General features: G+C 55.4%; 24 protein-coding genes. 4 read left to right on the top strand and 20 right to left on the bottom strand.

Features of this window, described 5'->3' with window-relative positions:
- Positions 1-145: 145 nt before the first annotated feature.
- Entirely contained in the window at positions 146-1,165 is a 1,020-nt protein-coding gene (gene argF, locus U869_RS0105375) for an ornithine carbamoyltransferase (protein ID WP_025122603.1), read from the bottom strand.
- 161 nt (positions 1,166-1,326) lie between these two features.
- Here argF and rraB point away from each other — a divergent pair, with 161 nt between their 5' ends.
- Positions 1,327-1,755 carry a ribonuclease E inhibitor RraB gene (rraB, locus tag U869_RS0105380; protein WP_025122602.1) on the top strand — a complete coding sequence of 143 codons (429 nt, stop codon included), beginning with the start codon at positions 1,327-1,329 and terminating at the stop codon, positions 1,753-1,755.
- A gap of 44 nt (positions 1,756-1,799) precedes the next feature.
- Positions 1,800-2,561, top strand: a complete 762-nt coding sequence (miaE, locus tag U869_RS0105385; protein ID WP_025122601.1) for a tRNA isopentenyl-2-thiomethyl-A-37 hydroxylase MiaE — start codon at positions 1,800-1,802, stop codon at positions 2,559-2,561.
- Positions 2,562-2,563: 2 nt separating this feature from the next.
- Here miaE and U869_RS0105390 read toward each other — a convergent pair whose 3' ends face one another.
- The 6 genes from U869_RS0105390 to pepA all read right to left on the bottom strand — a co-directional run bounded on the left by U869_RS0105390 (position 2,564) and on the right by pepA (position 12,352).
- Positions 2,564-4,594 (bottom strand): DUF1176 domain-containing protein, encoded by a 2,031-nt coding sequence (locus U869_RS0105390; RefSeq protein WP_025122600.1) that lies wholly within the window; start codon positions 4,592-4,594, stop codon positions 2,564-2,566.
- Positions 4,595-4,760: 166 nt separating this feature from the next.
- Positions 4,761-6,368 (bottom strand): GMC family oxidoreductase, encoded by a 1,608-nt coding sequence (locus tag U869_RS0105395; protein ID WP_025122599.1) that lies wholly within the window; start codon positions 6,366-6,368, stop codon positions 4,761-4,763.
- A 366-nt stretch (positions 6,369-6,734) separates the two neighbouring features.
- Positions 6,735-7,238, bottom strand: coding sequence for a GNAT family N-acetyltransferase (locus tag U869_RS0105400; protein WP_025122598.1), 504 nt, complete (start codon positions 7,236-7,238; stop codon positions 6,735-6,737).
- Between the two features lie 180 nt (positions 7,239-7,418).
- Positions 7,419-10,295: a valine--tRNA ligase gene (locus U869_RS0105405; protein WP_025122597.1), complete on the bottom strand. Its 2,877-nt coding sequence runs from the start codon at positions 10,293-10,295 to the stop codon at positions 7,419-7,421.
- Between the two features lie 13 nt (positions 10,296-10,308).
- Complete coding sequence (locus U869_RS0105410) at positions 10,309-10,758, bottom strand: DNA polymerase III subunit chi (RefSeq protein WP_025122596.1); 450 nt, start codon at positions 10,756-10,758, stop codon at positions 10,309-10,311.
- Between the two features lie 82 nt (positions 10,759-10,840).
- Positions 10,841-12,352 (bottom strand): leucyl aminopeptidase, encoded by a 1,512-nt coding sequence (pepA, locus tag U869_RS0105415; protein WP_025122595.1) that lies wholly within the window; start codon positions 12,350-12,352, stop codon positions 10,841-10,843.
- Between the two features lie 280 nt (positions 12,353-12,632).
- On the opposite strand from pepA, the gene lptF reads away from it, so the two are divergent.
- Positions 12,633-13,727, top strand: a complete 1,095-nt coding sequence (lptF, locus tag U869_RS0105420; RefSeq protein WP_025122594.1) for an LPS export ABC transporter permease LptF — start codon at positions 12,633-12,635, stop codon at positions 13,725-13,727.
- Positions 13,727-14,797 carry an LPS export ABC transporter permease LptG gene (gene lptG, locus U869_RS0105425; RefSeq protein ID WP_025122593.1) on the top strand — a complete coding sequence of 357 codons (1,071 nt, stop codon included), beginning with the start codon at positions 13,727-13,729 and terminating at the stop codon, positions 14,795-14,797. Before lptF ends, lptG begins: the two co-directional genes overlap by 1 nt.
- 233 nt (positions 14,798-15,030) lie before the next feature.
- On the opposite strand, the gene U869_RS0105430 is transcribed toward lptG, so the two are convergent.
- From U869_RS0105430 to U869_RS0105490, 13 genes are all read right to left on the bottom strand, one after another.
- Positions 15,031-15,360: a multidrug efflux SMR transporter gene (locus U869_RS0105430; protein WP_025122592.1), complete on the bottom strand. Its 330-nt coding sequence runs from the start codon at positions 15,358-15,360 to the stop codon at positions 15,031-15,033.
- Between the two features lie 14 nt (positions 15,361-15,374).
- On the bottom strand, positions 15,375-15,734 hold the full coding sequence (locus tag U869_RS0105435) for a multidrug efflux SMR transporter (RefSeq protein ID WP_025122591.1): 360 nt from the start codon (positions 15,732-15,734) through the stop codon (positions 15,375-15,377).
- A 209-nt stretch (positions 15,735-15,943) separates the two neighbouring features.
- Positions 15,944-16,606 (bottom strand): hypothetical protein, encoded by a 663-nt coding sequence (locus U869_RS0105440; RefSeq protein WP_025122590.1) that lies wholly within the window; start codon positions 16,604-16,606, stop codon positions 15,944-15,946.
- 10 nt (positions 16,607-16,616) lie between these two features.
- Positions 16,617-17,252 carry a phosphate propanoyltransferase gene (locus U869_RS0105445; RefSeq protein ID WP_025122589.1) on the bottom strand — a complete coding sequence of 212 codons (636 nt, stop codon included), beginning with the start codon at positions 17,250-17,252 and terminating at the stop codon, positions 16,617-16,619.
- Between the two features lie 35 nt (positions 17,253-17,287).
- Entirely contained in the window at positions 17,288-17,716 is a 429-nt protein-coding gene (locus tag U869_RS0105450; RefSeq protein WP_025122588.1) for a BMC domain-containing protein, read from the bottom strand.
- A 10-nt stretch (positions 17,717-17,726) separates the two neighbouring features.
- A complete protein-coding gene (cutD, locus tag U869_RS0105455) occupies positions 17,727-18,677 on the bottom strand; it encodes a choline TMA-lyase-activating enzyme (protein ID WP_025122587.1) in 951 nt (316 codons plus the stop codon).
- A 66-nt stretch (positions 18,678-18,743) separates the two neighbouring features.
- The gene (gene cutC, locus U869_RS0105460; protein WP_025122586.1) at positions 18,744-22,163 is read right to left on the bottom strand and encodes a choline trimethylamine-lyase; all 3,420 of its coding nucleotides are present in this window, start codon (positions 22,161-22,163) and stop codon (positions 18,744-18,746) included.
- A 72-nt stretch (positions 22,164-22,235) separates the two neighbouring features.
- The gene (locus U869_RS0105465; RefSeq protein ID WP_025122585.1) at positions 22,236-23,390 is read right to left on the bottom strand and encodes a 1-propanol dehydrogenase PduQ; all 1,155 of its coding nucleotides are present in this window, start codon (positions 23,388-23,390) and stop codon (positions 22,236-22,238) included.
- A gap of 17 nt (positions 23,391-23,407) precedes the next feature.
- Entirely contained in the window at positions 23,408-23,665 is a 258-nt protein-coding gene (locus tag U869_RS0105470; protein ID WP_021179125.1) for a EutN/CcmL family microcompartment protein, read from the bottom strand.
- Between the two features lie 22 nt (positions 23,666-23,687).
- Complete coding sequence (locus U869_RS0105475) at positions 23,688-25,304, bottom strand: acetaldehyde dehydrogenase (acetylating) (protein WP_025122584.1); 1,617 nt, start codon at positions 25,302-25,304, stop codon at positions 23,688-23,690.
- A gap of 87 nt (positions 25,305-25,391) precedes the next feature.
- The gene (locus U869_RS0105480; protein ID WP_021179127.1) at positions 25,392-25,670 is read right to left on the bottom strand and encodes a BMC domain-containing protein; all 279 of its coding nucleotides are present in this window, start codon (positions 25,668-25,670) and stop codon (positions 25,392-25,394) included.
- A gap of 14 nt (positions 25,671-25,684) precedes the next feature.
- Entirely contained in the window at positions 25,685-25,969 is a 285-nt protein-coding gene (locus U869_RS0105485) for a BMC domain-containing protein (RefSeq protein WP_021807825.1), read from the bottom strand.
- Positions 25,970-25,993: 24 nt separating this feature from the next.
- A complete protein-coding gene (locus U869_RS0105490; protein ID WP_004249182.1) occupies positions 25,994-26,272 on the bottom strand; it encodes a BMC domain-containing protein in 279 nt (92 codons plus the stop codon).
- Between the last annotated feature and the right edge of the window lie 443 nt (positions 26,273-26,715).

Below are 26,715 nucleotides of genomic sequence, written 5' to 3' on the forward strand. Positions count from 1 at the left end.
GCTGCATGCTGCGCCCGTCTGGATGCAGATGACAAGCGATTGGATAATCAATGGATTAAATCGGGTCGAACATGTTCGACCCCTACAAATTTAGCCGCATTGCCACTTTGTCATCAATCTGAACCCTCCGGTAAGAAGGTTTTTTTTACAAGGTCTTGCTCAGTGTGGCGACCATTACCGCTTTGATGGTGTGCAGGCGGTTTTCTGCCTGATCGAACACGATGCTGTGTGCGGATTCGAATACTTCGTTGGTGACTTCAATACCGCCGTGCATACCGTACTGCTCGGCCATTTGCTTACCCAGCGTGGTCTGATCGTCATGGAAGGCTGGCAGGCAGTGCAGGAATTTCACCTGTGGATTACCGGTCAGTTTCACCATCGCCATATTCACCTGATATGGTCTGAGCAGGGCAATCCGCTCCTGCCAGACTTCTTTGGCTTCGCCCATCGAGACCCAAACGTCGGTATACAGGAAATCCGCACCCTGTACGCCTTCGGCAATATCTTCCGTCAGCGTGATTTTGCCGCCGGTCTGCTGTGCCAACGCCTGACATTCCGCCACCAGTTCGGCGTGCGGCCAACAGGCTTTCGGGGCAACCAGGCGCAGATCCATGCCCACCAGCGCAGCGGCTTCCAACAGGGTGTTGCCCATATTGTTATGTGCATCGCCAATGTAGGCGAATTTCACCTCGTTCAAGGCCTTGCCCGGCAGGTGTTCGCGCACAGTGAGCAGATCTGCCAATAACTGGGTGGGATGGAACTCGTTGGTCAGGCCATTCCACACCGGCACGCCAGCATGTTCAGCCAAGGTTTCCACCAGACACTGACCAAAACCACGATATTGAATACCGTCGTACATCCGGCCCAGCACGCGGGCGGTGTCTTTCATCGACTCTTTATGGCCGATCTGGCTGCCGCTTGGGCCCAGGTAGGTGACCTGAGCCCCCTGATCGAATGCGGCAACTTCGAAAGAGCATCGGGTACGGGTCGAGTCTTTTTCGAAGATGAGCGCAATGTTTTTGCCTTGCAGATGCCGGGTTTCCTGGCCTTGCTTCTTGGCCTGCTTTAAATCGGCGGCCAACTGCAGCAAGGACTGGATCTCACTGGGGGTAAAATCCATTAATCTCAAAAAGTGACGACTGTAGAACGGGTTCATCTGGCTCATCTGCGCAAATCCCTATCGTTTGGTTGAATTTAAATTCACTTTATATGTATGAATATTCAATTTCAAGCCCGAAACAGAAATCTTTCACGTTTATCATGGCAGCGGTGACAGCGGTGTGTGAAAATAGAAGTAACGAAGCCCAATTTATTGAGGATAGAGGCATGGCAAACCGTGAATTGCTGGAAGAACAACGTGAAGAAACGCGCCTGATCATCGAAGAACTGCTGGACGACGGCAGCGATCCGGATGCGCTCTACACCATCGAGCACCATTTCTCTGCCGAAAAGTTTGAAGTTCTGGAGCAGGCCGCCGTCGAAGCCTTCAAACTGGGCTACGAAGTGACCGATGCCGAAGAGCTGGAAGTGGAAGATGGCTCTATGGTGATGTGCTGTGATGTGATCAGCGAAGTCGCGCTAAATGCCGAACTGATCGACAGCCAGGTAGAACAACTGGTGGCACTGGCAGAAAAATGCGGTGTCAATTACGACGGTTGGGGCACCTACTACGAAGATCCGAACGGTGAAGAAGGCGACGACGACGAAGAAGACGGCGACTTTATCGATGAAGACGACGACGGCAAACGTCATTAATTAAATCCTGCGGGCTGGCGCAAGCTGGCCCCTGATAGAACCCGATGAAATACCAATCCCTATTATCCCCGATACTCAACTTCCTGCATTGTGAAACCCCCGATGGCTGGATCGAAGCGGCCCGTCGCCCGGAAAACCTGCAACTGTTGCTGACCGACCACCTGGTATGCGAGCTGAAAGCGGCGCAGACCGGCATGTGGCTGATCCGCCGCTACGTGGCAGACAAAGAGAGCGGCGATGCTCTACTGGCGCTGCTCAGGCCGTATGAGGCGTTTGTGCATGAGGCGCAGGAAGTGCCGGAAGAGTTGTTCCGCCAGAGTGCCTTTACCAGGAAGATCCTGCCGAAGAACAGCTCGGCCTACGGCCAGGATCTGGTCGACAAGATGGTATTGCTGATCAAAGAAGAGCTGCATCACTTCTCGCAGGTGCTGGAGATCATGCAGGCCCGGCAGATCCCGTACAGAAAGATCACCGCCAGCCGCTACGCCAAAAGCATGATCCGCGAGGTGCGCACCCACGATCCGGCCACCCTGATCGACAAACTGATCTGCGGCGCGTATATCGAGGCCCGCTCCTGCGAACGCTTCGCCAAGTTGGCCCCGTTCCTGGACGATGAGCTGAACCGGTTCTATGTTTCGCTGCTGCGTTCTGAAGCTCGCCATTATCAGGATTACCTGTCCCTGGCAGAGCAGATTGCTGGCGGCGATATCAGCGAACGTGTGGCGTTTTTTGGCCAGCTAGAGGCTGAACTGATCCGCTCGCCGGACGAAGAGTTCCGCTTCCATAGCGGCGTGCCGGTGGCCTAAGGTCAGAGCGCGCCGTTATCGCCCACGCGTTGTTTATAGCCACTGGTCACCGAGGTGATACTTCTTGGCCCGCTGATGGCATAACCCGCGACAAACTCCGAGTCTTTCTCCGGGGATGACAGCGAGATTTCGGCATCGACACCGTGGCCATAAGCACCAAAGTGGCTGGCGACGGTGCCGATATAACAGTGGTCATTAATCCAGACGGGGATGTAGGCAACCGCTTCGTAAGCATAATGCAGGGCCGTGCCCATGCTATAACTCTCAGCATCTTCGGGCGACGTTCCCGCTGGGACTGGGCAAATCGCGGTATTAACCTGCCCCGCAGGCCGATCTTTCAGCAAGTGCTGCTGCATGGTTGCCAGTGATTTCAGCAGCGTTGCTTTGTCCTTGGCGCTGAGTGGCGGCGCAGGGACTTCCTCGTCTACCGAGGAATCGAGGGTATTGAGATCGTAGTAATAACGAATGGTCACCGTTGGCGTGTTGGCTGCCTGGCTAAACGGACGGATAAGATAGAGATTATCCTCGCCGAAATTACCGTTAAACCACAACGCATAGACCTGACCGTTGATTTCAACCCATTGGCTCCACTGGTTCGCGCCGCGCCCGTTTTCAGAAAACAGGGCTCCCGGCACCCCGAAATCACCATTGCCATCGTCCTCACTGGTGGAGTAAAACGCGGTATCACCACGCTTGAGCACGCCGGTGTAGCTGAATAAACCGGTGCCGCCGACGTAGCTGCCAATAATTAAATCGCGTTTGCCGTCGCCGTCGAGATCGACCAGTTGAAAGCTGACGTTGCCTGATTCCGTATCGGCGGAGATGTTGGAGTTCAGAAACGCCTGCCATTCATCATCGCTGATATCGGCAGACGGTTTGCCCTTTGGCTGTGGGCCATCTTCGTTATAGGAGAAGTCGAAAGCCGTTAGCGGCTTTTTGATGGGGAACTGCGCAGCAACGTTTTCCCATGCGCCTTCCGGGTTAGCCGCTTTCTGCTTCATCACCGCGCGGTAAAATGTTTTCAGCGCTGCGTTGTCGAGATCGACTTCCTGTGAGGTGCGGATCGTGCTGACATAGGTCGGCAGATGCCAAACGCCACCAATGGATAGCGTATTGCCTTGCCCGGCGTTGTCATGATACTCATCGGCCAGCGCAAACTGTTGGCCATCCCAGACCCAGGCGCGTATTGGCCCGCTGTATTGCCAAATCTTACCCTGCTGATAGTCTGCCGCATCGTTGGTGATCAATTGTGGACGTTTGCTGAAACTGTTATCCGTGACCCATAGGGCAAAGCGGGAAATATCGAAACACTCGGTTCTGATCAGGGAATGGCTGTTGTCTAGCGGGATAACATCAAAAGTTCTTTCCCTGCCTTCCTCGAGCTCGCTACAGTTCATTGCTGCGGTGGGCTGTATCCATCCGGCAATCTTTTGCTTTTGTAGCGCAGTTAATGGCTCGATATTTGGGGCGGCGATAACCGGTTGGGTAATGATTTCAGGCTTGGGGCTAGCGACCAACACCGCGTTGTTATTGTTCTTTCCGGGGGAAAGTAATGCGCTGTTCGTACCAACGCGCCGTTGGAACTCATCCATTTTCAACAGTACGGCGTTGGAACCAGAGGCAGAAAGCGCTATTCGCTCGCCGTTGAGGGAGAATTCGATCTGCTCATCTTGGCGCAGTGCGTGCAGGACGGACTGGCGTTGCGCATAATCCAAGATAAAGTCGCCATTGGCGGTGTTATTTAATTTCCCGGCCGGTGCGTTATTGATCAATAACAACGCCTCTGCTTTTGGTGGTTGCCCCTGAGTTTGCTGGGCAAAGGCCACCTCCAGCGTAAAACTTTCATCTGGCCCCGCCGGGCGGGTTAATAACAGGCTGACTTTTCCTTCGCTATAGCCTGCGGCCCGGCAGGTGCCGGTATTATCACAGGCTAACTCCCAGTCTTTATGGGCAAAGTAGGTGCCTTGCAACGGGGCGGCATGTAGCCACGGTGAGGTGAGTAGCCCAAAAACGGCGAGTGCAGCAATACGCATGAAAATCCCTTTGCATTGACGATGTAGCAGGGAATATAGCCGTATTTTTATCCTGTCGCATGCGCTTTTACGGTTCGTGGGTGGTATGCCGCAAATGGTCTCCTGTTCCTGACAGCGACTCCGGACTAGCTCCCTCTCCCTTTGGGAGAGGGTTGGGGTGAGGGGCCTACTCAGCTGTTCCCAATATCAAATCCACCGCCTTTTCGGCCAGCATAATGGTCGGGGCATTGGTATTGCCGCTGGTGACTTGCGGCATCACCGAGCAGTCGACCACCCGTAGCCGTTCAAAGCCATGCACCCGTAGCTGCAAATCGGTCACCGAGTCCTCGGCATTTTGCCCCATACGGCAGCTTCCTACCGGGTGATACACGGTCTTGCAGAAATTACGCACAAACTCCTCCATCTGCGCCTCATCATTGACCCATGCCGGTTGTGGCATCAGCAGGTCTTTAATCAACGGCTTGAAGGCGGCGGTCTCCAGGAAGCGCAGGCCAAATTTCACCGCACGAATGCTGCCTGCCAGATCGTCCGGGTGGCCGAGGTAGTTGGCCTGTAACTTGACCGGATCGGCCGGATTGCGGCTGCGTAATTGCACTTGGCCGCGTGCTTTGGGTTGCAGATAGCCGACCTTCAGCGACATACCGTGGATCGCCGGTAGCGGTTCACCGGGCACATCGTCCCAACTGTCCAGTATGGGCAGGAAGTGCACCTGCACGTCTGGCCTGCCGTTGCCCTGAGTATCGGCGAAGGCGGCCCCCTCCAGCACGTTAGAGGTCAACACGCCGCTGCGAAACGCCAGCCACTCGGCACCGTGGCGAATTGCCTGCATACCCCGATCGGCGCCGAACAGGCTGACAGGCTCGCGGGTACTGACGTTGATCGACATATGCAGGTGATCGTGGAAGTTTTTGCCCACCGGCAGATCGGCCAGCGGCGCAATGCCCAACTGCTCCAAGTGCTCGCGCGGACCGATGCCGGACAGCATCAGGAGCTTCGGTGAGCCAACCGCTCCGGCACTGAGGATCACTTCCTGACTGGCGCAGACGACAACCTCATTGCCACCGTTCAGGCTGTAAATCACCCCGGTTGCCACGTTGTTTTCAAACGTGACGCGGTGCACCAGCGCGTTGAGTTTCACCACCAGTCGCGAGTTATCGCGCACCGATTTCAGATAGGTGCGGGCGGTGCTGGCACGTTCGCCGTTGTGAGTGGTGGTTTGGTAGAACCCTACGCCGTGCTGGCTCGCACCGTTAAAGTCATTGCGGTAGGGCAGATCCAATTCCTGACCTGCGCGGATAAACGCCATGCTGAGCGGATGGCGGTAGCGGTTCTCGCTGACCGGCAGCAGCCCCTCGTTGCCGTGATACTCATCCGCCAGGCTTTCATTGGCTTCGGCACGTTTAAAGTAAGGCAGTACGTCCTGATAGCTCCAACCGATGCAGCCATATTGCTCAGCCCAGGCGTCGTAATCCTGTGGCTGGCCGCGCAGGTAGATCATGCCGTTGACCGAACTGCTGCCACCCAGCACTTTGCCCTGGGCGATCTGCATACGGCGATTATTGGCGTGCGGCTCTGGCTCGGTTTCATACGGCCAGCTCTTCTTGGCGATGATTTTGGCCACTCCGGCGGGCATTTTGATAAACAGATTATTGTCGTCACCGCCGGCTTCCAGCAGCAGGATACGGGCCTGGGTGCGACGGATGAGCTGTGCCGCCAGCACGCAACCCGCCGAGCCTGCGCCAACAATAATGTAATCGAAGTTATTTTCTGACATGACCGTTCCCTGTGCGTGATGGTTGGAGAGCGTCTTGGCAGAGTAACCCAGAAGAATGGCAGGTCAATTTGTGATCGTTAATTTATTAACGAATATCACAATAAATTTACACAGTGGCTGTTAACATCAGTTTAACTGTTTGAAATATAAAATTACCGTGTGGTTTTTTGAATGATGTTGATGTTAATGGTTTTGATATTGGGTTGCCCCTCACCCCAACCCTCTCCCAAAGGGAGAGGGAGCCAGTGCGGCGTTGTTGTCAGATACAGGTGATTTTTTGGGCAAATTACGGTCAGGCGCAGGAGCAAAATCGTGGCACATTCGGTCCCCTCTCCTTGGGGAGAGGGTGAGGGGCGTTTGCGGGAGTTAAAGCGTTTTCAGCATGGTGACTTCGCAGTCGCCGTGGCCGGTATTGCCCATGGCATGATCGATATGCTCGAAGCCCAGATGTTCATACAGGCCGATGGCCTGTTGCAGCGTGGCGGTCGTTTCGAGGTAACAACAACTGAACCCTTGTTGGCGTGCAAATTCCAGCGCCTGCAATGCCAGGCTTTTTGCCAGACCTTTGCCGCGTAGCGTGGGCAGGAAATACATTTTCTGTAATTCGCAGACGTCGATCTCACCGCCTTGCAGCGGCGCAACGCCACCGCCACCGGCAATCTGACCGTCTATCTCCACCACCCAGTAGGCACTGCGCGGTTGGCTGTAGAGCTGGTATAAAGCGTCCAGATTGGGATCGGAAACGGTATAGCCTTTATCCGCCGTCAGGCCATGCTCGGCGGAGACTTCGCGAATGACGTGAGCAATAGCGGCATTGTCGTCGGCCGTTATTGGGCGCACCAGAAGACGCACTGGGGTTGCTGTTGTCATGTTTTTACTCGCCATTTGCCATTAAATGGAGCCTGCGGGGCTCCTCAATTGGGTTGTTATTACCAAAGGTGTCGAATTGGTCAAGCTTTGTAATAACATCTAAGGCTGTCACTTGGCAATGCTGAAAAAAAACAGCGGGGAAAAATCACCCGCTGTTGTTGATTCGGCTTACCGCAGTGATTAGAGCGCGGCGATGGTCGCCTGCTGTTCCTGCAACTTCACCTTGCCTTCCTTGCAGGCTGCCAGACGTTCACGCTCTTTGGCCACCACCGCTTCCGGTGCGCGTGCCACAAAGCCTTCGTTGGACAGCTTGCCTTCGATAGAGGCGATTTCGGTATCCAGCTTGCCCATCTCTTTTGACAGACGCGCGATTTCTGCATCCTTGTCGATAAAGCCGGCCATCGGGATCAGCAACTCGGCACCGTCTACCAACTTGGTGACAGAAACCGGGCCTTTCTCGCCTGCTGGCAGCAGAGTGATCGAGGTCAGGCGTGCCAGGCGCTCGATAAAGCTCTGGTTTTCCTGCACGCGACGCTGAGCGTCACCATTGGCGTTACGCAGCAGCACTTCCAGCTGTTTGCTTGGCGCAATGTTCATCTCGGCGCGGATGTTACGCACCGCGGTGATCGCCTGCTTGATCCACTCCAGATCGTCCAGCGCCTGCTGATCTTCCAGTGCAGTGTCGAAGGCCGGGAACGGCTGCAGCATGATGGTATCGTCAGTAATACCTTTGATCTGCTTAACGCGCTGCCAGATGGTTTCGGTGATAAACGGAATGATTGGATGCGCCAGGCGCAGCAACGCTTCCAATACGGTGATCAGCGTATTGCGCGTACCGCGCTGTTCCGCTTCGCTGCCGTTGGTCACGATCGGCTTGGTCAGCTCCAGATACCAGTCGCAGAACTGGTTCCAGGTGAATTCGTACAGAATGCCTGCCGCGATATCGAAGCGATAGGTGTCCAGCGCCTCACGGTAGGCTTTCACCGTGCGGTTGAACTCGGCCAGGATCCAGCGATCGGCCAGCGACAGCTGCATTTCGCCGCCATTGAAGCCACAGTCGTGCGCTTCGGTATTCATCAGCACAAAGCGGCTGGCGTTCCACAGTTTGTTACAGAAGTTACGGTAGCCTTCCAGGCGCTTCATATCCCAGTTGATGTCACGGCCGGTAGAGGCCAGTGCCGCTAGGGTGAAGCGCAGGGCGTCGGTACCGTGCGGTTCGATGCCGTTCGGGAACTGCTTCTCGGTGCGCTTGCGGATTTTCTCTGCCAGCTGCGGCTGCATCATGTTGCCGGTACGTTTTTCCAGCAGATCTTCCAGCGAGATACCGTCTACCATATCCAGCGGATCGATGACGTTACCCTTCGACTTGGACATTTTCTGCCCTTCGTCGTCGCGGATCAGGCCGGTCATGTATACGGTCTTGAACGGGACCTGCGGCTTGCCGTTTTCGTCTTTGACGAAGTGCATGGTCAACATGATCATGCGGGCAATCCAGAAGAAGATGATGTCGAAGCCGCTGACCAGCACGCTGGTCGGGTGGAAGGTCTTCAGATCCGGGGTCTGCTCTGGCCAACCCAGCGTCGAGAAGGTCCACAGGCCGGAGGAGAACCAGGTATCCAGCACGTCCTCGTCCTGGTTCAGCGCCACGTCGGCACCCAGGTTGTTTTCGCGGCGCACTTCTTCTTCGGTGCGGCCTACGTAGACTTTGCCTTCGGCGTCGTACCAGGCTGGAATACGGTGGCCCCACCACAGCTGACGGGAGATACACCAGTCCTGGATATCACGCATCCAGCTGAAGTACATGTTTTCGTACTGCTTAGGTACGAACTGGATCTCACCTTGCTCAACTGCTTCCACCGCCACTTTGGCCAGCGGTGCGGTACGCACGTACCATTGGTCGGTCAGCATTGGCTCGATCACTACGCCGCCACGGTCACCGTAAGGCACGGTCAGATCGTGAGGTTTGATCTCTTCCAGCAGGCCGAGTTCGTCAAAGGCGGCAACCACGGCTTTACGGGCAGCAAAACGCTCCAGGCCACGGAACTGGGCTGGCAATTCGCCGCTGTAGGCAGTGCTGGCTTCGCCCAAGGTATCGAACACCTCGGCTACGTCCAGGATATCGCCGTCGAAGCTCAGGATGTTGATCATCGGCAGGCCATGACGCTTACCGACTTCGTAGTCGTTGAAATCGTGCGCCGGGGTGATTTTCACGCAGCCGGTGCCTTTCTCCATATCGGCGTGCTCGTCACCCACGATGCGGATGCGGCGGCCAACCAGTGGCAGAATGATCTCTTTGCCAATCAGATCCTTGTAGCGCGGATCTTCCGGGTTCACCGCCACGCCGGTATCACCCAGCACGGTTTCCGGACGGGTGGTCGCTACCACCAGATAGTCTTTGCCTTCTGCCGTTTTCGCGCCGTCGGCCAGCGGATAGCGCAGGTGCCACATGGAGCCTTTGGATTCGCGGTTTTCCACTTCCAGATCGGAAATGGCGGTGCGCAGTTTCGGATCCCAGTTCACCAGGCGTTTGCCACGGTAGATCAGATCTTCTTTGTACAGGCGGACAAACACTTCTTTCACCGCGTTGGACAGGCCATCATCCATGGTGAAGCGCTCACGCTCCCAGTCCACGGAGTTGCCCAGACGGCGCATCTGACGGGTGATGGTGCCGCCGGACTCTGCCTTCCACTGCCAGATTTTGTCGATAAACGCGTCGCGGCCATAATCATGGCGGGTTTTATTTTCTTCTGCGGCGATCTTGCGCTCAACCACCATCTGGGTCGCGATACCGGCATGGTCGGTACCGGCTTGCCACAGGGTATTTTTACCTTGCATGCGCTGGTAACGGGTCATGGTGTCCATGATGGTCTGCTGGAACGCGTGGCCCATATGCAGGCTGCCGGTGACGTTCGGCGGCGGGATCATGATGCAGAAACTTTCCTGGCTGGTATCGCCATTCGGTTTGAAATAGCCCTGGCTTTCCCAGTGATCGTACAGCTTCTGTTCGATCTGGGTTGGGTCATAGGCGGTATCGAGATCGGTGTTGGTCTTTTCCATTTTTATTTCAGGTTCAGTTAGTTGGCGGCGTGGCCGTGGTCAAATGGAAGCCGACGCTGCGATAGGCTTTATAACGTTCGCGCGCCAACTGTTTCAAGGTGTCTTCGTAAGGGACGAAGTCTACCACTTGATGGAAAGCAGTAGCAAAATCTGCAAACTGCGGCAGCAGGGCGATCAGCAGATCGCGCGGAGCATTGCCGCGTTTGCCAGGCCAACACAGTTCGACCGGCGCGCCAAAGTTTGGCCCTTCGCCCGCCAGATTGTGTGGCACAAATTGGTGTGGCTCACGTTGCCACAGCGCTTCGTCCAGCCGCTGGGCCTGCTCCTGGCTTTCACAGGCAATCAGCACCCGCTTGCCTGCGCGCCACTTTTCGGCGGCAACGGCGCAGGCCACAGCCTCGTGCGCACTGAGTGCACCAGCGGGTTCTGCGTGTTCAAGCAGGTAGAACGTTGCCTGTTTCATGATTAAATTCACCGTGGCCAAAAAAGTGTAAGGGCACAGCGTGCTGTGCCCTTGGTGATTATACCTGATTTACCGCGCGGATTTAATCGTCGCCGTTCAACCCGGCACGATTGAGCAGGAACTGCGCCAGCAATGCGACAGGACGGCCAGTAGCCCCTTTAGCCTTGCCGGAGCGCCAGGCGGTCCCGGCGATATCCAGGTGTGCCCAGCTGTACTTGCGGGTAAAGCGTGAAAGGAAGCACGCGGCGGTGATGGCACCACCAGGACGGCCACCGATGTTAGCCATATCCGCAAAGTTGGAATCCAACTGCTCGTAATACTCATCGCTCATCGGCAAGCGCCATGCACGGTCGCCCGATTGCTCGGAGGCACCGATCAGCTCGTGTGCCAGCGGGTTGTGGTTCGACATCAGGCCGGTAATGTGATGGCCCAAGGCGATCACACAAGCACCGGTCAGGGTGGCGATATCAATCACCAACTCTGGCTCGAAACGTTCCACGTAGGTGAGGGTATCGCACAGCACCAGGCGGCCTTCGGCATCGGTGTTCAGCACCTCGACCGTTTGGCCTGACATGGTGGTCAGTACGTCGCCTGGGCGATAGGCCCGTCCGCCTGGCATGTTTTCACAGCCAGCCAGCACGCCGACCACGTTCAGCGGCAGGTTGAGTTCTGCTACCACACGCATGACGCCGTAAACGGTCGCGGCACCACACATGTCGTACTTCATCTCGTCCATGCTGTCGGCCGGTTTGATCGAAATACCGCCGGAGTCGAAGGTCAGCCCTTTACCCACCAGCACGATCGGCTTAGCGTCCGGATTAGGATTTCCCTTATATTCCATCACCGACATCAGCGATTCGTTTTGCGAACCGGCACCGACCGCCAGATAGGCGTTCATCCCCAGCTCTTTCATCTGCTGTTCGCCGATGACGCGGGTGGTGATGTTGGTGCTGAAGGCGTCCGCCAACTGACGTGCCTGTGAAGCCAGATAACCGGCGTTACAGATGTTCGGTGGCATATTGCCAAGATCTTTGGCGGCCTTTATGCCGGAAGCCACGGCCAGGCCGTGTTGGATGGCACGTTCGCCGCTGGTCAGTTCACGGCGCGTTGGCACGTTGAACACCATTTTACGCAGTGGGCGACGTGGCTCGACCTTGTTGCTCTTCAACTGATCGAAGGTGTAGAGCGTTTCTTTGGCGGTTTCTACCGCCTGGCGCACTTTCCAGTAAGTATTGCGGCCTTTGACGTGCAGTTCGGTCAGGAAGCAGACGGCCTCCATGGAACCGGTGTCGTTTAGGGTATTGATGGTTTTCTGGATCACCTGCTTGTATTGGCGTTCATCGAGCTCGCGCTCTTTGCCACAGCCAATCAACAAGATGCGTTCGGAAAGAATGTTCGGCACATGGTGCAGCAGTAACGTCTGCCCGACTTTGCCTTCCAGTTCGCCCCGGCGCAGTAGTGCGCTGATATAACCATCACTGATTTTGTCGAGTTGTTCTGCGATAGGTGACAGGCGGCGTGGTTCGAAAACACCTACTACAATACAGGCGCTGCGCTGTTTTTCCGGGCTACCGCTTTTTACACTGAACTCCATGCACTCTCCTGAATCTTAAAGACAACGGCGAAAGCTACGGCTAGAATGATCGACTCCGCCATGAACTTGCGTCATTGAGTTAACTAACTAGGTTAACCTGAACGGCGTAAATGTTCTGTTTTGGCAACTATAGGTCTGTTCCTATAGGACGGCCAAACAGCTTGATGTTCTAATACTATTTTAGCTGTGAAGGTTGCCACATGATGAGAAAAAATGGCGGATTAGCGATGAAACTATCGATTTTCCTGCAAAAAGACAAGTTTTCACAGGCGTAATAAGCGTGATCATCATTAGATATCTGGTACGGGAAACGCTGAAGAGCCAAATTGCCATCCTGTTTATCCTGCTTCTGATCTTCTTTTGTCAGAACCTGGTCAGGGTGTTAGGTGATGCGGTCGACGGCAATATCCCGACAAATTTAGTCTTATCCCTGCTTGCATTGGGTGTGCCGAAGATGGCGCAGCTAATCCTGCCCTTAAGCCTGTTTCTTGGCCTATTGATGACGCTTGGGCGGTTGTATACCGAAAGCGAAATCACCGTTATGCACGCCTGCGGCTTGGGGAAACGAACCCTGATTATTGCCGCTATGGTGTTGGCGATCTTTACCTCGGCGGTGGCTGCGGTAAACGTCTTCTGGGTCGGGCCATGGGCGGCCAGCCATCAAGACGAAGTGATTGCCGAAGCCAAAGCCAACCCCAGCATTGCCGGGCTGGCTGAAGGGCAGTTCCAGTCTTCACAGGATGGCAACGCCGTATTGTTTGTCGGCAGCGTCAAAGGCAACACCTTCACCGATGTGTTCCTGGCGCAGCTACGCCCGAATGGCAACCAACGCCCTTCGGTGGTGGTGGCCGAACATGGGGTGATCAATCAGGGGCGCGATGGATCGCAGGTCGTTACGCTGGACAAGGGCACCCGGTTTGAAGGTACCGCTATGTTGCGTGATTTCCGCATCACCGACTTCAGCGACTATAAAGCGGTTATCGGCCATCAGCCGGTCACCATCGATAATACCCAGTCCGAGCAGATGTCGATGCGTACGCTGTGGGAGTCGGACGAACCTGATGCCCGCGCCGAGTTCCATTGGCGCCTGACGTTAGTGGTTTCCGTGGTGCTGATGGCGCTGTTGGTGGTACCGCTTAGCGTGGTCAATCCACGTCAGGGTCGTGTACTGAGCATGCTGCCAGCGATGCTGCTGTACCTGATCTTCTTCCTGTTGCAAACCTCGCTGCGCTCCAATGGTGGCAAAGGCAAGCTGGATCCACTGGTGTGGATGTGGCTGGTCAACCTGGTGTACTTCGCGATTGCCCTGGCACTTAACCTATGGGATACCGTGCCGATGCGTAGATTGCGTGCACGCCTGAGAGGAGCGGCCTGATGTTTGGCGTACTGGACCGTTATATCGGTAAAACGATATTCAACACCATCATGATGACGCTGTTCATGCTGGTTTCGCTTTCCGGCATTATCAAGTTTGTCGATCAGCTGCGTAGAGTCGGCCAGGGGGAATATTCGGCGCTGGGTGCGGGGGTATATACCCTGCTCAGCGTACCCAAGGATATTGAACTGTTCTTCCCGATGGCGGCACTGTTAGGAGCCCTGCTTGGCTTAGGTACTCTGGCGACGCGTAGCGAATTGGTGGTCATGCAGGCCTCTGGCTTTACCCGCTTGCAGATCGCCGGCTCGGTGATGAAAACCGCCATTCCGCTGGTATTGCTGACGATGGCAATCGGCGAGTGGGTGGCACCGCAGGGTGAGCAGATGGCGCGTAACTACCGTGCGCAGCAGATGTACGGTGGCTCACTGCTCTCTACCAAGAGCGGTCTGTGGGCGAAGGACGGCAACGACTTTATCTACATCGAGCGTGTGGCGAGTGAAAAAGAGCTGGCTGGCGTCAACATTTACCACTTCAACGATCAGCGCCGGTTAGAGACGGTTCGCTATGCCGGTACCGCAGATTTTGAAGATGGCGCGTGGCAGCTTTCGCAGGTAGATACCTCCGATCTGACCAACCCTAACCAAGTCACCAGTACCCAGACGCTGACCGGGGTATGGAAAACCAACCTGACGCCGGACAAGCTGGGCGTCGTGGCGCTGGATCCGGAATCACTCTCCATCAGCGGCTTGCACAACTACGTGAAGTACCTCAAGCAGAGTGGCCAGGAGGCCAACCGCTATCTGCTGAACATGTGGAGCAAGATCTTCTCGCCACTGTCGGTGGCGGTGATGATGCTGATGGCACTGTCGTTTATCTTTGGCCCACTGCGTAGTGTGCCGATGGGCGTGCGGGTGGTGATCGGTATCAGCTTCGGCTTCCTGTTCTACGTGTCGGATCAGATCTTCGGCCCGTTGAGTCTGGTGTACAGCATGCCGCCCGTTCTGGGGGCGCTGCTGCCAAGCTTGCTGTTCCTGCTGATTAGCTTGTTCCTGCTGCTGAAGCGGAAATAACGAACGTCCCCTCACCCTAACCCTCTCCCACAGGGAGAGGGGACTGTATGTGCCACAATTCTGCTCCTGCGCCTGATCTTAACACGGGCACAGCATGCGGCGCCCCTACATAGCCTGACCGCAACGCCAAACTCGCTCGCTCTCCTTTTGGGGAGAGGGTGAAAAGCGATAACCGAGAAGACAAAAAAGGCGCAACGTTACCGCTGCGCCTTATGAGTTTGAAACCTGCAATCTTACATCTGCGAGAAGATATTCATAATGACGCCACCGCCGATGATCAGCGCCATGGCGAAGATGGCTGGCAGGTCCGGTTTCTGCTTGTATAGCAGCATGGAGACGAAGGTCACGCCGACGATGCCAAAGCCGCACCACAGCGAATAGGCGACACCTACCGGGATATAACCCATCGCCCTGGTCAGGGCAAAATAACATAGGCAGTAAGCGCCAATCACCAACACCGAGGGCCCCAGTTTTTTAAAGTTGTTGGTCTTTTTGATCATCGAAGTCCCGGTAATTTCAGAACCGATAGACAGTGCCAGCCATAAGAAGCCAAGATTAAACATAGTTGATACCCTTATTATTCTTCGGAGGAGCCCATTTTGGAGAAGAGGTTCATAATCACGATGCCGCTGGCAATCACGATCATGCCGATAATGGCTGGCATATCAGGGTGCTGGCCGTAAAACACCATACCCAGCGAGGAGACCAGTAAAATCCCGGTGCCCGACCAGGTGGCGTAGGCTAGCCCAACAGGAATGTATTTCACCGCGTTGGACAGCGAGTAATAACAAACGCAATACAGCACCACAATCAGTCCGAGTAATAACGTCTTGGTGGTACCTTCACTGTTATCAAACATTTTTAGTGTCGAGGTGGCCGAGGTTTCAGAGAATATGACCAATAACATCCACAACCACGCTTTTGCCTTGGTAGACATAATAGTTAGCTCCTGATAAGTAATAATGATATTAAAATTTAATACTGAGTTTATTTCCTCTCACCCAACCCCCTCCCAAAGGGCGAGGGGGTTGGTACGGTGCTATTTTCAGACACTGTATTTAATGGGTGGCACAGTCGATCCCTTTTCCTTGGGGAGAGGGTTAGGGTGAGGGGAGTATCACTGGGGTAATATTCCTCTCTGGATTTTTATTGTTTTTTACCTCGGCTATATTCCAATGCCAGATCCGTCAATCTGGCTCCGGGTGGTAAATGACCGTCGCATCGCTTGAACTCACTCAGTGTGATGTAGCCTTGTGCAGGCGCGGTGACGTCATCAGGTTTGGCGGATAACATCCGATCCAGCGTAGTCAGCTCAATGCCCAGTGCTGCCAGCTTTGGCCGGTGATCTAGCTGGGGAAGGTTTCCCGCTGCGCGGTTTAGCCCTTTCAGCTGATTTAATTCGCTGGCCGGATTGCAATTATAATCCAACGCCATAATCGGCCTGCCGCTTATGCGGGCCAGATGAATAAATCGGGCCGCCTCGGATTGTAATAAACCGTTAGCTACCTCTGCCGCCGTAGCGAAATCAAGGAAAGGGATCAGCACTCGTTCAATATTATCCAGTGCGCCGGTTTGACTTATTTCAGTCAGGGAAGTGATTGGCCCGAGCTGGCCCCAATCTGCTTCTGTATGAAGTTCTCGGGCATTATCGCTAAACAGGATCATCGGCGAGAATGCCTGGCAGCGCTGTAAACGCGTGCGGATAATTTCACGGTAGCCATCCGCCGCGGTTAATAACACCAATGCTGGTGGCCGCATCCGTGAGAGCACTTCATTAACCAATCTGTCGATGATTTCACGCTGCATCATATTGACCGCCTTAGGGAACGATAACCACGTTGTCACCGGAAGCCAGCCCGGCGGCGTTGGCCTCATCGGTATCAATGTGCAATTCCAGGGCAAAACTGGCTTTGATCCGCACGATCACTTCATCAAAGATCAGCCCACGCACGCCTGCCGCCTTCACCCGTACCTTCTGCCCGTTCTGCACGCCCAATCTTGCGGCATCCTGCGGGTTCATATGGATATGGCGCTGGGCGCAAATCACCTGCGAACGCAGCGAAACATAGCCTGCCGGGCCAGCCAGCATGGCGTCGCCGGAGGCGATCAGATTGCCGGATTCGCGTACCGGTGCTTTCAGCCCCAGGGTAAAGCAGTCCGCTTTGGAGATTTCCAGCTGACTGCATTCTCGCGCTGGTCCCAGCACCCGCACTTTGGAGAGCGAGCCTTTCGGGCCGACAATCATCACGCACTCTTTGGCGGCAAATTGTCCCGGTTGGCGTAGCTCTTTGAGCGGGGTCAGCCGATAACCGGCCCCGAACAGTGCCTCGATATCCTGCTGCGACAGATGGACATGCCGGTTAGAAACCCCAACCGGGATGGCGGTGCCGGTGGTTGAAGTAGGGCTCTCTGCCAGGTTATGGCGGATCCTTTCCAGTAACGACTCATTAAACATACTGTTGTTCCTACCCGATCTCAGAGACTGTACGATTATTTAGGTTCTTTCTTGCCGTTGCGCCCTTCGGTGCGGGCGGGTTTGCTGTCCGCTACGGGGGCTTCAACTATCGGTGCCGGGTCTGCCACTTCGACGACTGGCGCTACCGACTGTTGCTGCACCTCGGCAACTGGCGGCGTCAGCTCCTTGCCTTTCAGGCCGGTTAACAGCGCAACCACCTGTTTTTCCGGGCGGGCAATCACCAGCTTGCCTTTGATAAACGCCGGTTGTTTGATCACCGCCACGCCGCTGTCGATCGCCGTTTTCACTGCGCTGATTTCGCCGGCAAAGAACACGGAAACCAGACCGGAACCTATCTTCTTGTACCCCAGTACCGTTACCGCAGCGGATTTACAGGCCGCATCGGCCGCGTGGATCGCGGCGGTCAGGCCAAAGGTCTCAATCACTCCCAGGCTTAAGTTCATTTCAAGCTCCTTAGTGCCTTACCAGGCGGATATCAAAGTCGAAGCGCTGGAAAAAAGCCGCCAGTTGATCCAATTCTTCATCGCTATAACTTGGGTCGTCTTTGATCGGATAGATCATGTCGAGACGCTGGTATTTGTTTTTACCCAATTGGTGATAGGGCAACACGTCGATGCGGCTGATATGGCCGTTGCGGGCCAGCGCCATGACATACTCAATGGCACCGGTAATGGCATCGTAAGAATCGTTGTAGCCGCGCACCAAAGGCATGCGCACCACGATATGGCAGCCAAGTTCTACCAGGCGTTCCAGGTTTCTTTTGACGCCCTCGTTACCGACGCCAAATAATTCTTTATGCCGTGCGCTGTCGATATGCTTGATATCGAACAGGAACATATCGGTGCAGGTCGCCAGCTTTTCATAATTGGCTAACGTGGTGGTGCCGTTGGTTTCGATGGCGGTATTGATCATCTGTTTTTTGCATTCGGTCAGCAGTGCGGCCGCAAAGTCGGTTTGCAGGCTCAGTTCGCCACCGCCCAAGGTGACGCCGCCGCCGGAGGCATGATAGAAATCGACGTCTTGCAGGATGATATCCATCAGTTCCTGCACCGTGACATCCTTGCCCATAATATCCAGTGCGCCGGAAATGCAGACTTCTTCGCATTTGCGGCAGCCGATGCAGTCTATGTTGCGATCGAGGTGGTGCTTGAGATCGCCCTGTGCGTTCTGAATTTGGCTATGAATGCCGACCGGACAGACATCGACGCATTGGCCACAGTCAACGCACTTGTCATGTGAATACATCACCTGAAAATTGCTGGTGAGCCCCTCGGGGTTGGCGCACCAGGCGCAGAGGATGTTACAACCTTTGAAAAAAATCAGGGTGCGAATACCGTCTCCGTCATAGATCGAGTATTTCTGGATATTGAATATCCGACCCTTTTTCTCCAGTGTGTGATCCATATTATTTTTCCCCTTTCTTCGAAGGCTGATGGGGCAAGACATCCCTGTCTTACCCAAGGCTTAAAGTCAGAACTTCTCAATAACGGTACGGCTGATAATTTCGTCCTGAACTTCTTTGCACAGCTCAACGAAGTAGGCGCTGTAACCGGCGACGCGGACGATCAGGTCGCGATATTTTTCTGGCTCCAACTGTGCCTGTTTCAGTACTTCGTTATCCACGTAGCTGAACTGCATCTGGCCGTTACCCAGAATGGAGGCGGTACGCAGCAGGGTGATCAGCCCGTTCTTGCCTTCTGGGGTATCCAGCAGCCCTTTGAGGAACTTGAAGTTGTGCACCATGCCGATGTTCATGGTTTCCACGTTCATCTTGCTGACGGACTTGATGATGGCGGTTGGACCCTGTTTATCCGCGCCCTGCGTCGGGCTGATGCCGTCGGAAAGCGGCATCCAGGCCAGACGGCCGTTTGGCGTGGCGGCAGTCAGTTCACCGATCGGTGTGTTGTTGGAGATCGACAGGGTGCCGTGGCTCAAGGTGGAGTAGAGCATCTTGTACTTGCGGCACTCACGCTCGGTCCACTCGGTGATGTCCAGCGCGTACTGATCTACCGTGTCATCATCGTTGCCGTACTTCGGTGCGTTCAGGCAGTCGCGGCGCAGTTGTTCAAAGCCTTCAAAGTTGGCCAGCAGTGCGTCACGGATCTGCTCCAGGGTGTATTTGCCATCCTGATAAACCAGCTTGCGGATCGCGGCCATGGAGTCGACATAGGTTGCCAGACCGGAGAAGATCAGCCCTGGGCCGTGGTTGACTACTGCGCCACCGGCGGCCACGTCCTTGCCTTGTTCCATACAGCCTTCCACCAGCAGCGACATCAATGGCTTAGGTGCCACGTCGCGGTGCACACGCTGGCTGATCACGGTGCCGATCGCCGACAGTTTGACGATGTGTGCGATCTGCGCCTTTACCGCGTTGTCGAAGTCTTCGTAGGTTTTCAGGGTGTTCAACTCACCGGTATCCAGCCCCTGGTAGCTATCGAATAGCACCATGCGGCCACGGTTGAGCACGAACTCGATGGCGATTGGCCACTGGGTATAACCGGTGGAGGTCCACTGATAGATACGGCCGGATTTTTGCGGCTCCACGCAGCCCATCAGGCAGTAATCGCGTGCGTCTTCAAAGTCGAAGCCCTTGCGCAGCATCATCTTGATGTGTGAATCATCAAAGTGGCAGGCCGGGAAGCCCATACCCGCTTTCACCACGTCGACGATCTTCTCCATATACTTCTGTGGAGACTGGTTGTGGATACGGCAGGCCAGCGACGGCTGGTACACTTTGACAAAGCGTACGGCGTCCATAATCAGGTAGGTCAGGTCGTTACAGGCGTCGCCGCCGCTGCGCTTCTGCCCGCCGATGGTCAGGTTGATAAATGGCTGATAACCGGCGAAGTATTTGGCACCCAGCTCGCTGGACATCCACATCAGTTCGGCACACTTGATGATGAAGGCCTGCAACAGTTCCAACGCCTGTTCCTGCGTCACACGGCCAGAGGCGATATCGGCCTGGTACATCGGGTAGCAATACTGATCCAGACGGCCCAGCGACAGCCCGGTCTGGTTCTCTTCCACTTCAAACAGCGATTCCACCGTCCAGATACTTTGCAACGCTTCTTGCAGCGTTTTCGGCGGGTTGGACGGCACGTTTTCGTTGGTTTCGGCAATGGTCAGCAGTTCGGCACGGCGCGCCGGATCCTGCTCAACTGCGGCCAGCTCACGGGCCTTGTCGGCGATGCGTTTGGCATAGGCCACCACGCCGTCACAGGTTTCGATTGCTGCCTTGTAGAAGTAGATCTTGTCGATATCCGCCGGGTTTTCCATGCTCAGAGCAGCGAGGTGCTGTTGGGCATCGGCCTTGATACCGTTCATCCCCTTGGTGAACAGCAGGATATCGTAGCCTGGGCAGGTGTCACCACCGCCGTTGATCTGGTGGTAGGAGAGGTCGCTGACAAAGGTTTCACCACTGAAGGCCCAAACGCCCGCTTCGCGGTATTGCGCTTCGCAGATCTCATCGAGTGAACGGCCTTCCCAGAACGGCACGATCTCTTCGCGGATCGTCTTCTTGTCGGCTTCGGAGATGACAAATGGATCCTGCGGACGGGTGCCCATGGTATCCAGCTCGTCACGCACCCAACGCCAGGCGATATCCGGTGAAAATGCCCCGGCACGCGGTTTTCCGCACGGATGGCCGACGATCAGCTCATCTTGCTGGATCAGGATCGGCGCGGTTTCGCAGGCGGCACGGAAAGACTTGGCACGCAGCAGGATGGTTGGCAGACCCGGGTTGTTTTTCGCCATTTCGGTAAAGGTAATGGCGCGATAGATCGAAACGCTTGGGCGGGCATCGAGGTAGTTGTCACGCAGGCGTTGCAGGCGTGGCGTCAGCCCTTCCATCAGTTTGTGTGTCGCGACGTCTTGCGGCGAGGCTGCCACGAACGGTGCCGATGGTGCGCTGTACTCTGGACGTACACCGGCAAGGCCGGCGAACAGTTTCACCTGCAGGTTGCTGTTAAGCGTCATCAGATTGCTGCGTGCGGCCAGCAGCATGGCAGACAGATCGTTGATCACCACAGCCGGGTCGTCGAGGCGTACGCCGTGCAGCAGAGCGTCAAACATCGGGTAGCCGTCCAGTTCACGTGGCGCGCGCACTTCGGAGAGCTCACACAGTTTCAGCCACAGGCACTCAACGATTTCGTAGGCCTGTTCCGGCGTCAGCACGCCACGGGTGATGTCTTGCTGATAGAAGCTATACAGCAGCTTGTCGAAGCCGCCTGGGTAAACGGCGTAACTGCCGTTTTCCAGATGCAGGGCCAATTGGAAGAAGTAGAATGATTGGCAGGCTTCTTTAAAGCTGGTGGCGCCGTAGGCTGGCACTTTTTTCAGCATCGCGGCCGCTTCTTGCAGCTCCGCCTTGCGGTACGGATGGTTTTCTACCGCCGCCATGTTCTCTGCTTTGCTAGCCAGTTTCTGGGCCAGATGCATCGCCGCATTGCAGGCGTAGATCATGGCGCGGCACTGGTTAACCTCGTCCAGCCCGGAGCGGCTGACAGCGCTGCCGATGCTTCTGGCGCGGTCTTCCATTTCGGCTTCAATGGCGAACAGCCCTTTGGTGATCACCGCCAGATAGTCCGGCGAAGTCTGGCCTAAGGCGGTGAAGGCCGAAGGACTGCGCAGCTCGCTTTCGCTGTGGAACACGGCGGCGCGCGGGGTGGAGGATTGGCTACCGATGATCAGCTCATCGGGGCCGATATAACCGGGCAGTTGCTTGACTAGCTCATTGAACAGCTTGGCATTCTTGACCAACTGCGGCATGCCGCCCACATCGCCACCCAGCGTCTCCAGAATGGCGGCACGTTCGGTGCTGATGGTGCTGTTTTGGGATAAGAGTCTTTCTGCCAGCAGTTTTACGCGTGGCGTCAGTGAATAATGGGCCATGTTCAAATCTCTCCTGATGTCCTTCGGTTTTCGCTAAATCCGGCAAAAACCGTTAACTAGATGATGAATGCGTTATTGGAGCTGTACCGGGCCGCCGTTGTAGGCGAGGCGGAACAGTTTCTCCAAATCGGCCGCGTTAACCTCGCGCGGGTTGGTTGGCGTGCAGCTGTCGTGTAGCGCCTGCTCGGCCAGTTCACCAAGGCAAACCTGGAAGCGATGTTCCTCCACTCCTGCGGCTTGCAGATTGGCGGGGAGCTGCATTTCCTGTTTTAACGTTTCGATGGCCACCAGCAGGCTGTTAACGCCATCACGTACCGAGGTGCTTGGCAGCCCCAGCAGGCGTGCCAGAGCGGCATACTTGTGCGCGGCCGGGGTGTCGCAGTTGCCGTCAACGTCGGCGTTGAACGCGACCACTGATGTCATCAGCAGCGCATTGGCTCGGCCATGCGGGATGCCAAACATGCCGCCGAGGGCGTGTGCCAGGCTGTGGGTAATACCCAGCGAGGCGTTGGTGAATGCCATCCCGGCCATACATGAGGCGTTGTGCATTTTTTCACGTGCCGGCAGATCGCCCCCCTGCTGGTAGCAGGTCAGCAGGTGGCCGAACACCATCTGCACCACTTTTTCGGCCATCGCATCGCTGAAGTCACTGGCCTTGCGGGAGACATAAGCCTCCAGCGCGTGGCACAGCACGTCCATCCCGGTATCGGCGGTAATGCTGGCCGGTACCGACTTCACCAACTGAGGGTCGAGGATGGCGATGTCGGGCAGCATGAATTCGTCCACCAACACCAACTTTTTGCTGCGGGACTTGATCACCGAGAAGCTGGTGACTTCGGAACCGGTGCCGCTGGTGGTGGGGATGGCGACGAAACAGGGCTTGCTGCGGCCGCTGTCTTTGCGGCAATGCCACAGGGCATACATCACCGCCTTGGCAGCATCGATCACCGAGCCGCCACCCAGGGCAATCACCAGATCCGGATAGTCGTCATCCATCAGCTTCATGCCGCTGACGATGGCGGAGATATCCGGGTCGGAGGCCACGTCGTCATACTGACGGCAGCGGATCTGCTGTTGTTGCAGCAGGTTGGTGACCCGCTCGGCCAAGCCAAACTTCACCATCGCCCGATCGGTGACCAAAAACGCCGAGCGTCCTGGCAGGCCGTTCAGTGCGAGCAGCGCATCCTCACCGAAGTGGATTTTTGGCTTAATCAGAAACTCATTCATGCGACTTCCTCTTACTCTTAACGCTCCCGGTGAACCTTCTCGACAATGGCAACGATCGACATGGCCTTGTAGCGGTCTTTACTCAGTGCGAAATACTCTTCTACCAGCACCAGATCGTTTTCACCGGCACCGACGCTGTCGACGGCCACGTAGGTGCGATCTTTGATGGCTTCCAGGTCGTCACCCAGCGCCGTGACCAGCAGCAGGTTGCTGCCGCGCAGTTCGTCACTCTTCTGTGTGGCCACCACATGGCCGGTTACCTTTGCGAGGATCATGTTTTCACCCTTGGTTGATGTGTTACCGGGACAGGCGTCCAAGCACTTCAGTAATGATCCGTTCGACGTTCTCTTCGGTGATGTCATTGGCCGCGGCGTTAACCACTGCACGGGTGACCGCCCCGAAACGATCGTCGCCTTGGGCATATAGCGGTGCCGGTGCGGCCTGTGGGGCTACCGCCGCCGTTGGGGCAGCAAAGCGGTTATCGTCGAAGATGCTGGTGCCGTGGCTGGTTGGAGCGCTGCACGGCTGAGCTGCCGGTTGTGGCTGGCGCAGATCTTCGATGCTACGTACGCCATAGCCGACTTTGCGTACGTTCAGCAGGTTCATCGGCCCGACGTTATCGGAGCTGGAACCACCGCCAACGGCACCGCAACCGAGCGTTAGCGCAGGTATAAGATTCGTGGTTGCGCCAATGCCTCCCAGCGCGGCGGGCGTATTGATCAGGATACGGTGTACCGGTTTTTGCAGTGCAAACTCGCGGATCACCTGCTGATTCTGAGTATGAATAACCAGCGTATGCCCAAGCCCTTCGTTGGTGAGCAGTTCCACTACGCGGTCGCAGGCGCTCATCCAGTCTTCTTCGATGTACAGACCCAGCACCGGGCAGAGTTTTTCACGGGCATACGGATTTTTACGCGAGACGCTGTTTTGCAGAGAAATCAGCACTCTGGTGGTCGCAGGTACGCAGAACCCGGCGCGTTCGCTGAGGTAGATGGCGGTCTTGCCCACCACTTCAGGATTGATCATGCCGTTCGGACGCAGCAGGATATTGGCCAGGCGAGCCGACTCTTCGTCGTTCATGAAGTAGCAGCCCTGAGTCAGCAACTCGTGGTGGACATCCTGATAGATGCACTTTTCCACGATGATCGACTGCTCGGAGGCGCAGATCACCCCGTTATCGAAGGTCTTGCTGGTGATGATGTCTTTCACCGCCTGCTTGATATTGGCGCTGCGTTCGATAAACGCCGGGCCGTTGCCTGGGCCACCGCTGATGGTTGGCGTGCCGGAGCTGTAGGCTGCACGTACCATGCCCTCGCCGCCGGTGGCCAGGATCAGCGCGACGTCTTTGCTGTGCATCAGGGCTTTGGTGGCTTCCAGCGTCAGCTGGGTCAGGCCGTCAACGATACCTGCCGGGGCACCTGCCTGGAGGGCCGCCTGCTTGACGATCTCAATCGCCCGCTGGCTGCACTGGCGCGCATTAGGGTGCGGGGAGAAGATAATGGCGTTCCCGGCCTTCAGCGCGATCAGCGTTTTATAGAAAATGGTCGAGGTCGGGTTGGTAGACGGCACCAGTGCGGTAATAACTCCCAACGGGACGCCCACGTCCATCACTTTATTCTGTTGGTCGTCACGAATAATACCGACGGTCTTTAAATCCTTAATATGCTCAAAAACTTTTTCTGAAGCGAAAATGTTTTTTAACACCTTGTCTTGCCAATTGCCAAAGCCGGTTTCTTCATGCGCCATCTTGGCCAATTCTTCGGCATGCCGTGCCGCCTCGCTGGCAATATGTTTAATAATGCCGTCGATTTTTTCCTGTGAATATTTGGCAAACAGCAATTGCGCCTGTTTGGCATTTTTAATCAGCGTGCGAGCCTGCTGAATGGATTGTAAATCCGGATCTAATGTGGTCATTAGTCTATCCCCTGAATAGGAGTTTAATTTTTTACTTGTTGCAATCGGGTAGAGTACTTATTTGCCACCGCCGGTAATCAGGCTGAATTACGCCTTATGCTGTGAGGCAATTTTCTCAATATCATTATGAGGGCGCGCAATAACCCGTGATGAAATCACTTCGCCAATCCGGCTGGCCGCTTCGATACCGGATTCCACCGCCGCGTTAACGGCACCCACGTCGCCTTTCACCATCACGGTGACCAGACCGGAGCCGACGTTCTCATAGCCAATCAGTTCAATGTTGGCGGCTTTACACATGGCATCAGCGGCTTCGATAGCTGGCACCAACCCTTTGGTTTCGATCAATCCGAGTGCATCTTTCATCAGTGAATTCCTTGTTATTCGGTGATTTTGTACTGCGAAATGATTTTCTGGATATCATTATGCGGACGGGCAATCACCAGTGAGGTGACCACTTCGCCAACGCGTTTGGCCGATTCAATACCGGAATCCACCGCTGCCTTGACCGCGCCGACGTCGCCTTTCACCATCGCGGTAACCAGGCCGGAGCCGACGTTTTCATAGCCGATCAGCTCCACGTTAGCCGCTTTGCACATGGCGTCGGCTGCTTCAATGCAGGCCACCAGCCCTTTGGTTTCAATCAATCCTAATGCGTCACCCATGATCCGTTCTCCTCTGAAGCGTCTTTACGCCTTGTGCTTAATCACGATTTTATTGATGTCGTTATGTGGACGGGCGATAACCAGTGAGGTCACCACTTCACCCACACGCTGCGCGGATTCCACACCGGAATCGACGGCGGCTTTTACTGCACCCACGTCACCTTTCACCATCGCGGTAACCAGGCCGGAACCGACGTTTTCATAGCCGATCAGTTCTACATTGGCTGCCTTGCACATGGCATCCGCCGCTTCAATACAGGCCACCAACCCTTTGGTTTCGATTAAGCCTAATGCATCACCCATTGTTGTTTCCTCCACAAAGCCGGTTTATGAGTTGTCATCTGCTGTGCCGTGCGGCCATGAAAGGATCAAGGTTTCCGACGGCTAAGGGCACTATACCCCCCTGGCGGTTATTCAAAATATAAATTCAGTAATCCATATCTATTTAGTTTTTTGTTCTGGTTGGTGGTGTGAATTTATCTTCTGTTTATCTGTTTGCTCTGATAATCAGCCTGGTAATAGTTCCGCCCCCTGGCTGAAATCACCCGGTTTTGGCATTCACTCAACGGCGGAAAACAATGTTAAATCTCTGGTTATTAAATGGGTTTTTTAGGTAGCAGGGCGGCTTGCAGACTGTGGAGTAGCGCAGATTTTTACCTTGGAGATAACTTCATGGATTTAGGGTGGGAACAGGTCTAATGGGGCCAATGAGAGGAGGGTCACAAAACCAATGAGGGGTAGGCTTA

It is taken from the genome of Serratia sp. H1w (assembly GCF_000633355.1).
Taxonomy (GTDB): Bacteria; Pseudomonadota; Gammaproteobacteria; order Enterobacterales; family Enterobacteriaceae; genus Chania.

Bases quoted from the DNA above. Each gene is read 5' to 3' on its own strand.
- argF (WP_025122603.1), bottom strand. From the start codon at position 1,165: ATGAGCCAGATGAACCCGTTCTACAGTCGTCACTTTTTGAGATTAATG.
- rraB (WP_025122602.1), top strand. From the start codon at position 1,327: ATGGCAAACCGTGAATTGCTGGAAGAACAACGTGAAGAAACGCGCCTG.
- miaE (WP_025122601.1), top strand. From the start codon at position 1,800: ATGAAATACCAATCCCTATTATCCCCGATACTCAACTTCCTGCATTGT.
- U869_RS0105390 (WP_025122600.1), bottom strand. From the start codon at position 4,594: ATGCGTATTGCTGCACTCGCCGTTTTTGGGCTACTCACCTCACCGTGG.
- U869_RS0105395 (WP_025122599.1), bottom strand. From the start codon at position 6,368: ATGTCAGAAAATAACTTCGATTACATTATTGTTGGCGCAGGCTCGGCG.
- U869_RS0105400 (WP_025122598.1), bottom strand. From the start codon at position 7,238: ATGACAACAGCAACCCCAGTGCGTCTTCTGGTGCGCCCAATAACGGCC.
- U869_RS0105405 (WP_025122597.1), bottom strand. From the start codon at position 10,295: ATGGAAAAGACCAACACCGATCTCGATACCGCCTATGACCCAACCCAG.
- U869_RS0105410 (WP_025122596.1), bottom strand. From the start codon at position 10,758: ATGAAACAGGCAACGTTCTACCTGCTTGAACACGCAGAACCCGCTGGT.
- pepA (WP_025122595.1), bottom strand. From the start codon at position 12,352: ATGGAGTTCAGTGTAAAAAGCGGTAGCCCGGAAAAACAGCGCAGCGCC.
- lptG (WP_025122593.1), top strand. From the start codon at position 13,727: ATGTTTGGCGTACTGGACCGTTATATCGGTAAAACGATATTCAACACC.
- U869_RS0105430 (WP_025122592.1), bottom strand. From the start codon at position 15,360: ATGTTTAATCTTGGCTTCTTATGGCTGGCACTGTCTATCGGTTCTGAA.
- U869_RS0105435 (WP_025122591.1), bottom strand. From the start codon at position 15,734: ATGTCTACCAAGGCAAAAGCGTGGTTGTGGATGTTATTGGTCATATTC.
- U869_RS0105440 (WP_025122590.1), bottom strand. From the start codon at position 16,606: ATGATGCAGCGTGAAATCATCGACAGATTGGTTAATGAAGTGCTCTCA.
- U869_RS0105445 (WP_025122589.1), bottom strand. From the start codon at position 17,252: ATGTTTAATGAGTCGTTACTGGAAAGGATCCGCCATAACCTGGCAGAG.
- U869_RS0105450 (WP_025122588.1), bottom strand. From the start codon at position 17,716: ATGAACTTAAGCCTGGGAGTGATTGAGACCTTTGGCCTGACCGCCGCG.
- cutD (WP_025122587.1), bottom strand. From the start codon at position 18,677: ATGGATCACACACTGGAGAAAAAGGGTCGGATATTCAATATCCAGAAA.
- cutC (WP_025122586.1), bottom strand. From the start codon at position 22,163: ATGGCCCATTATTCACTGACGCCACGCGTAAAACTGCTGGCAGAAAGA.
- U869_RS0105465 (WP_025122585.1), bottom strand. From the start codon at position 23,390: ATGAATGAGTTTCTGATTAAGCCAAAAATCCACTTCGGTGAGGATGCG.
- U869_RS0105470 (WP_021179125.1), bottom strand. From the start codon at position 23,665: ATGATCCTCGCAAAGGTAACCGGCCATGTGGTGGCCACACAGAAGAGT.
- U869_RS0105475 (WP_025122584.1), bottom strand. From the start codon at position 25,304: ATGACCACATTAGATCCGGATTTACAATCCATTCAGCAGGCTCGCACG.
- U869_RS0105480 (WP_021179127.1), bottom strand. From the start codon at position 25,670: ATGAAAGATGCACTCGGATTGATCGAAACCAAAGGGTTGGTGCCAGCT.
- U869_RS0105485 (WP_021807825.1), bottom strand. From the start codon at position 25,969: ATGGGTGACGCATTAGGATTGATTGAAACCAAAGGGCTGGTGGCCTGC.
- U869_RS0105490 (WP_004249182.1), bottom strand. From the start codon at position 26,272: ATGGGTGATGCATTAGGCTTAATCGAAACCAAAGGGTTGGTGGCCTGT.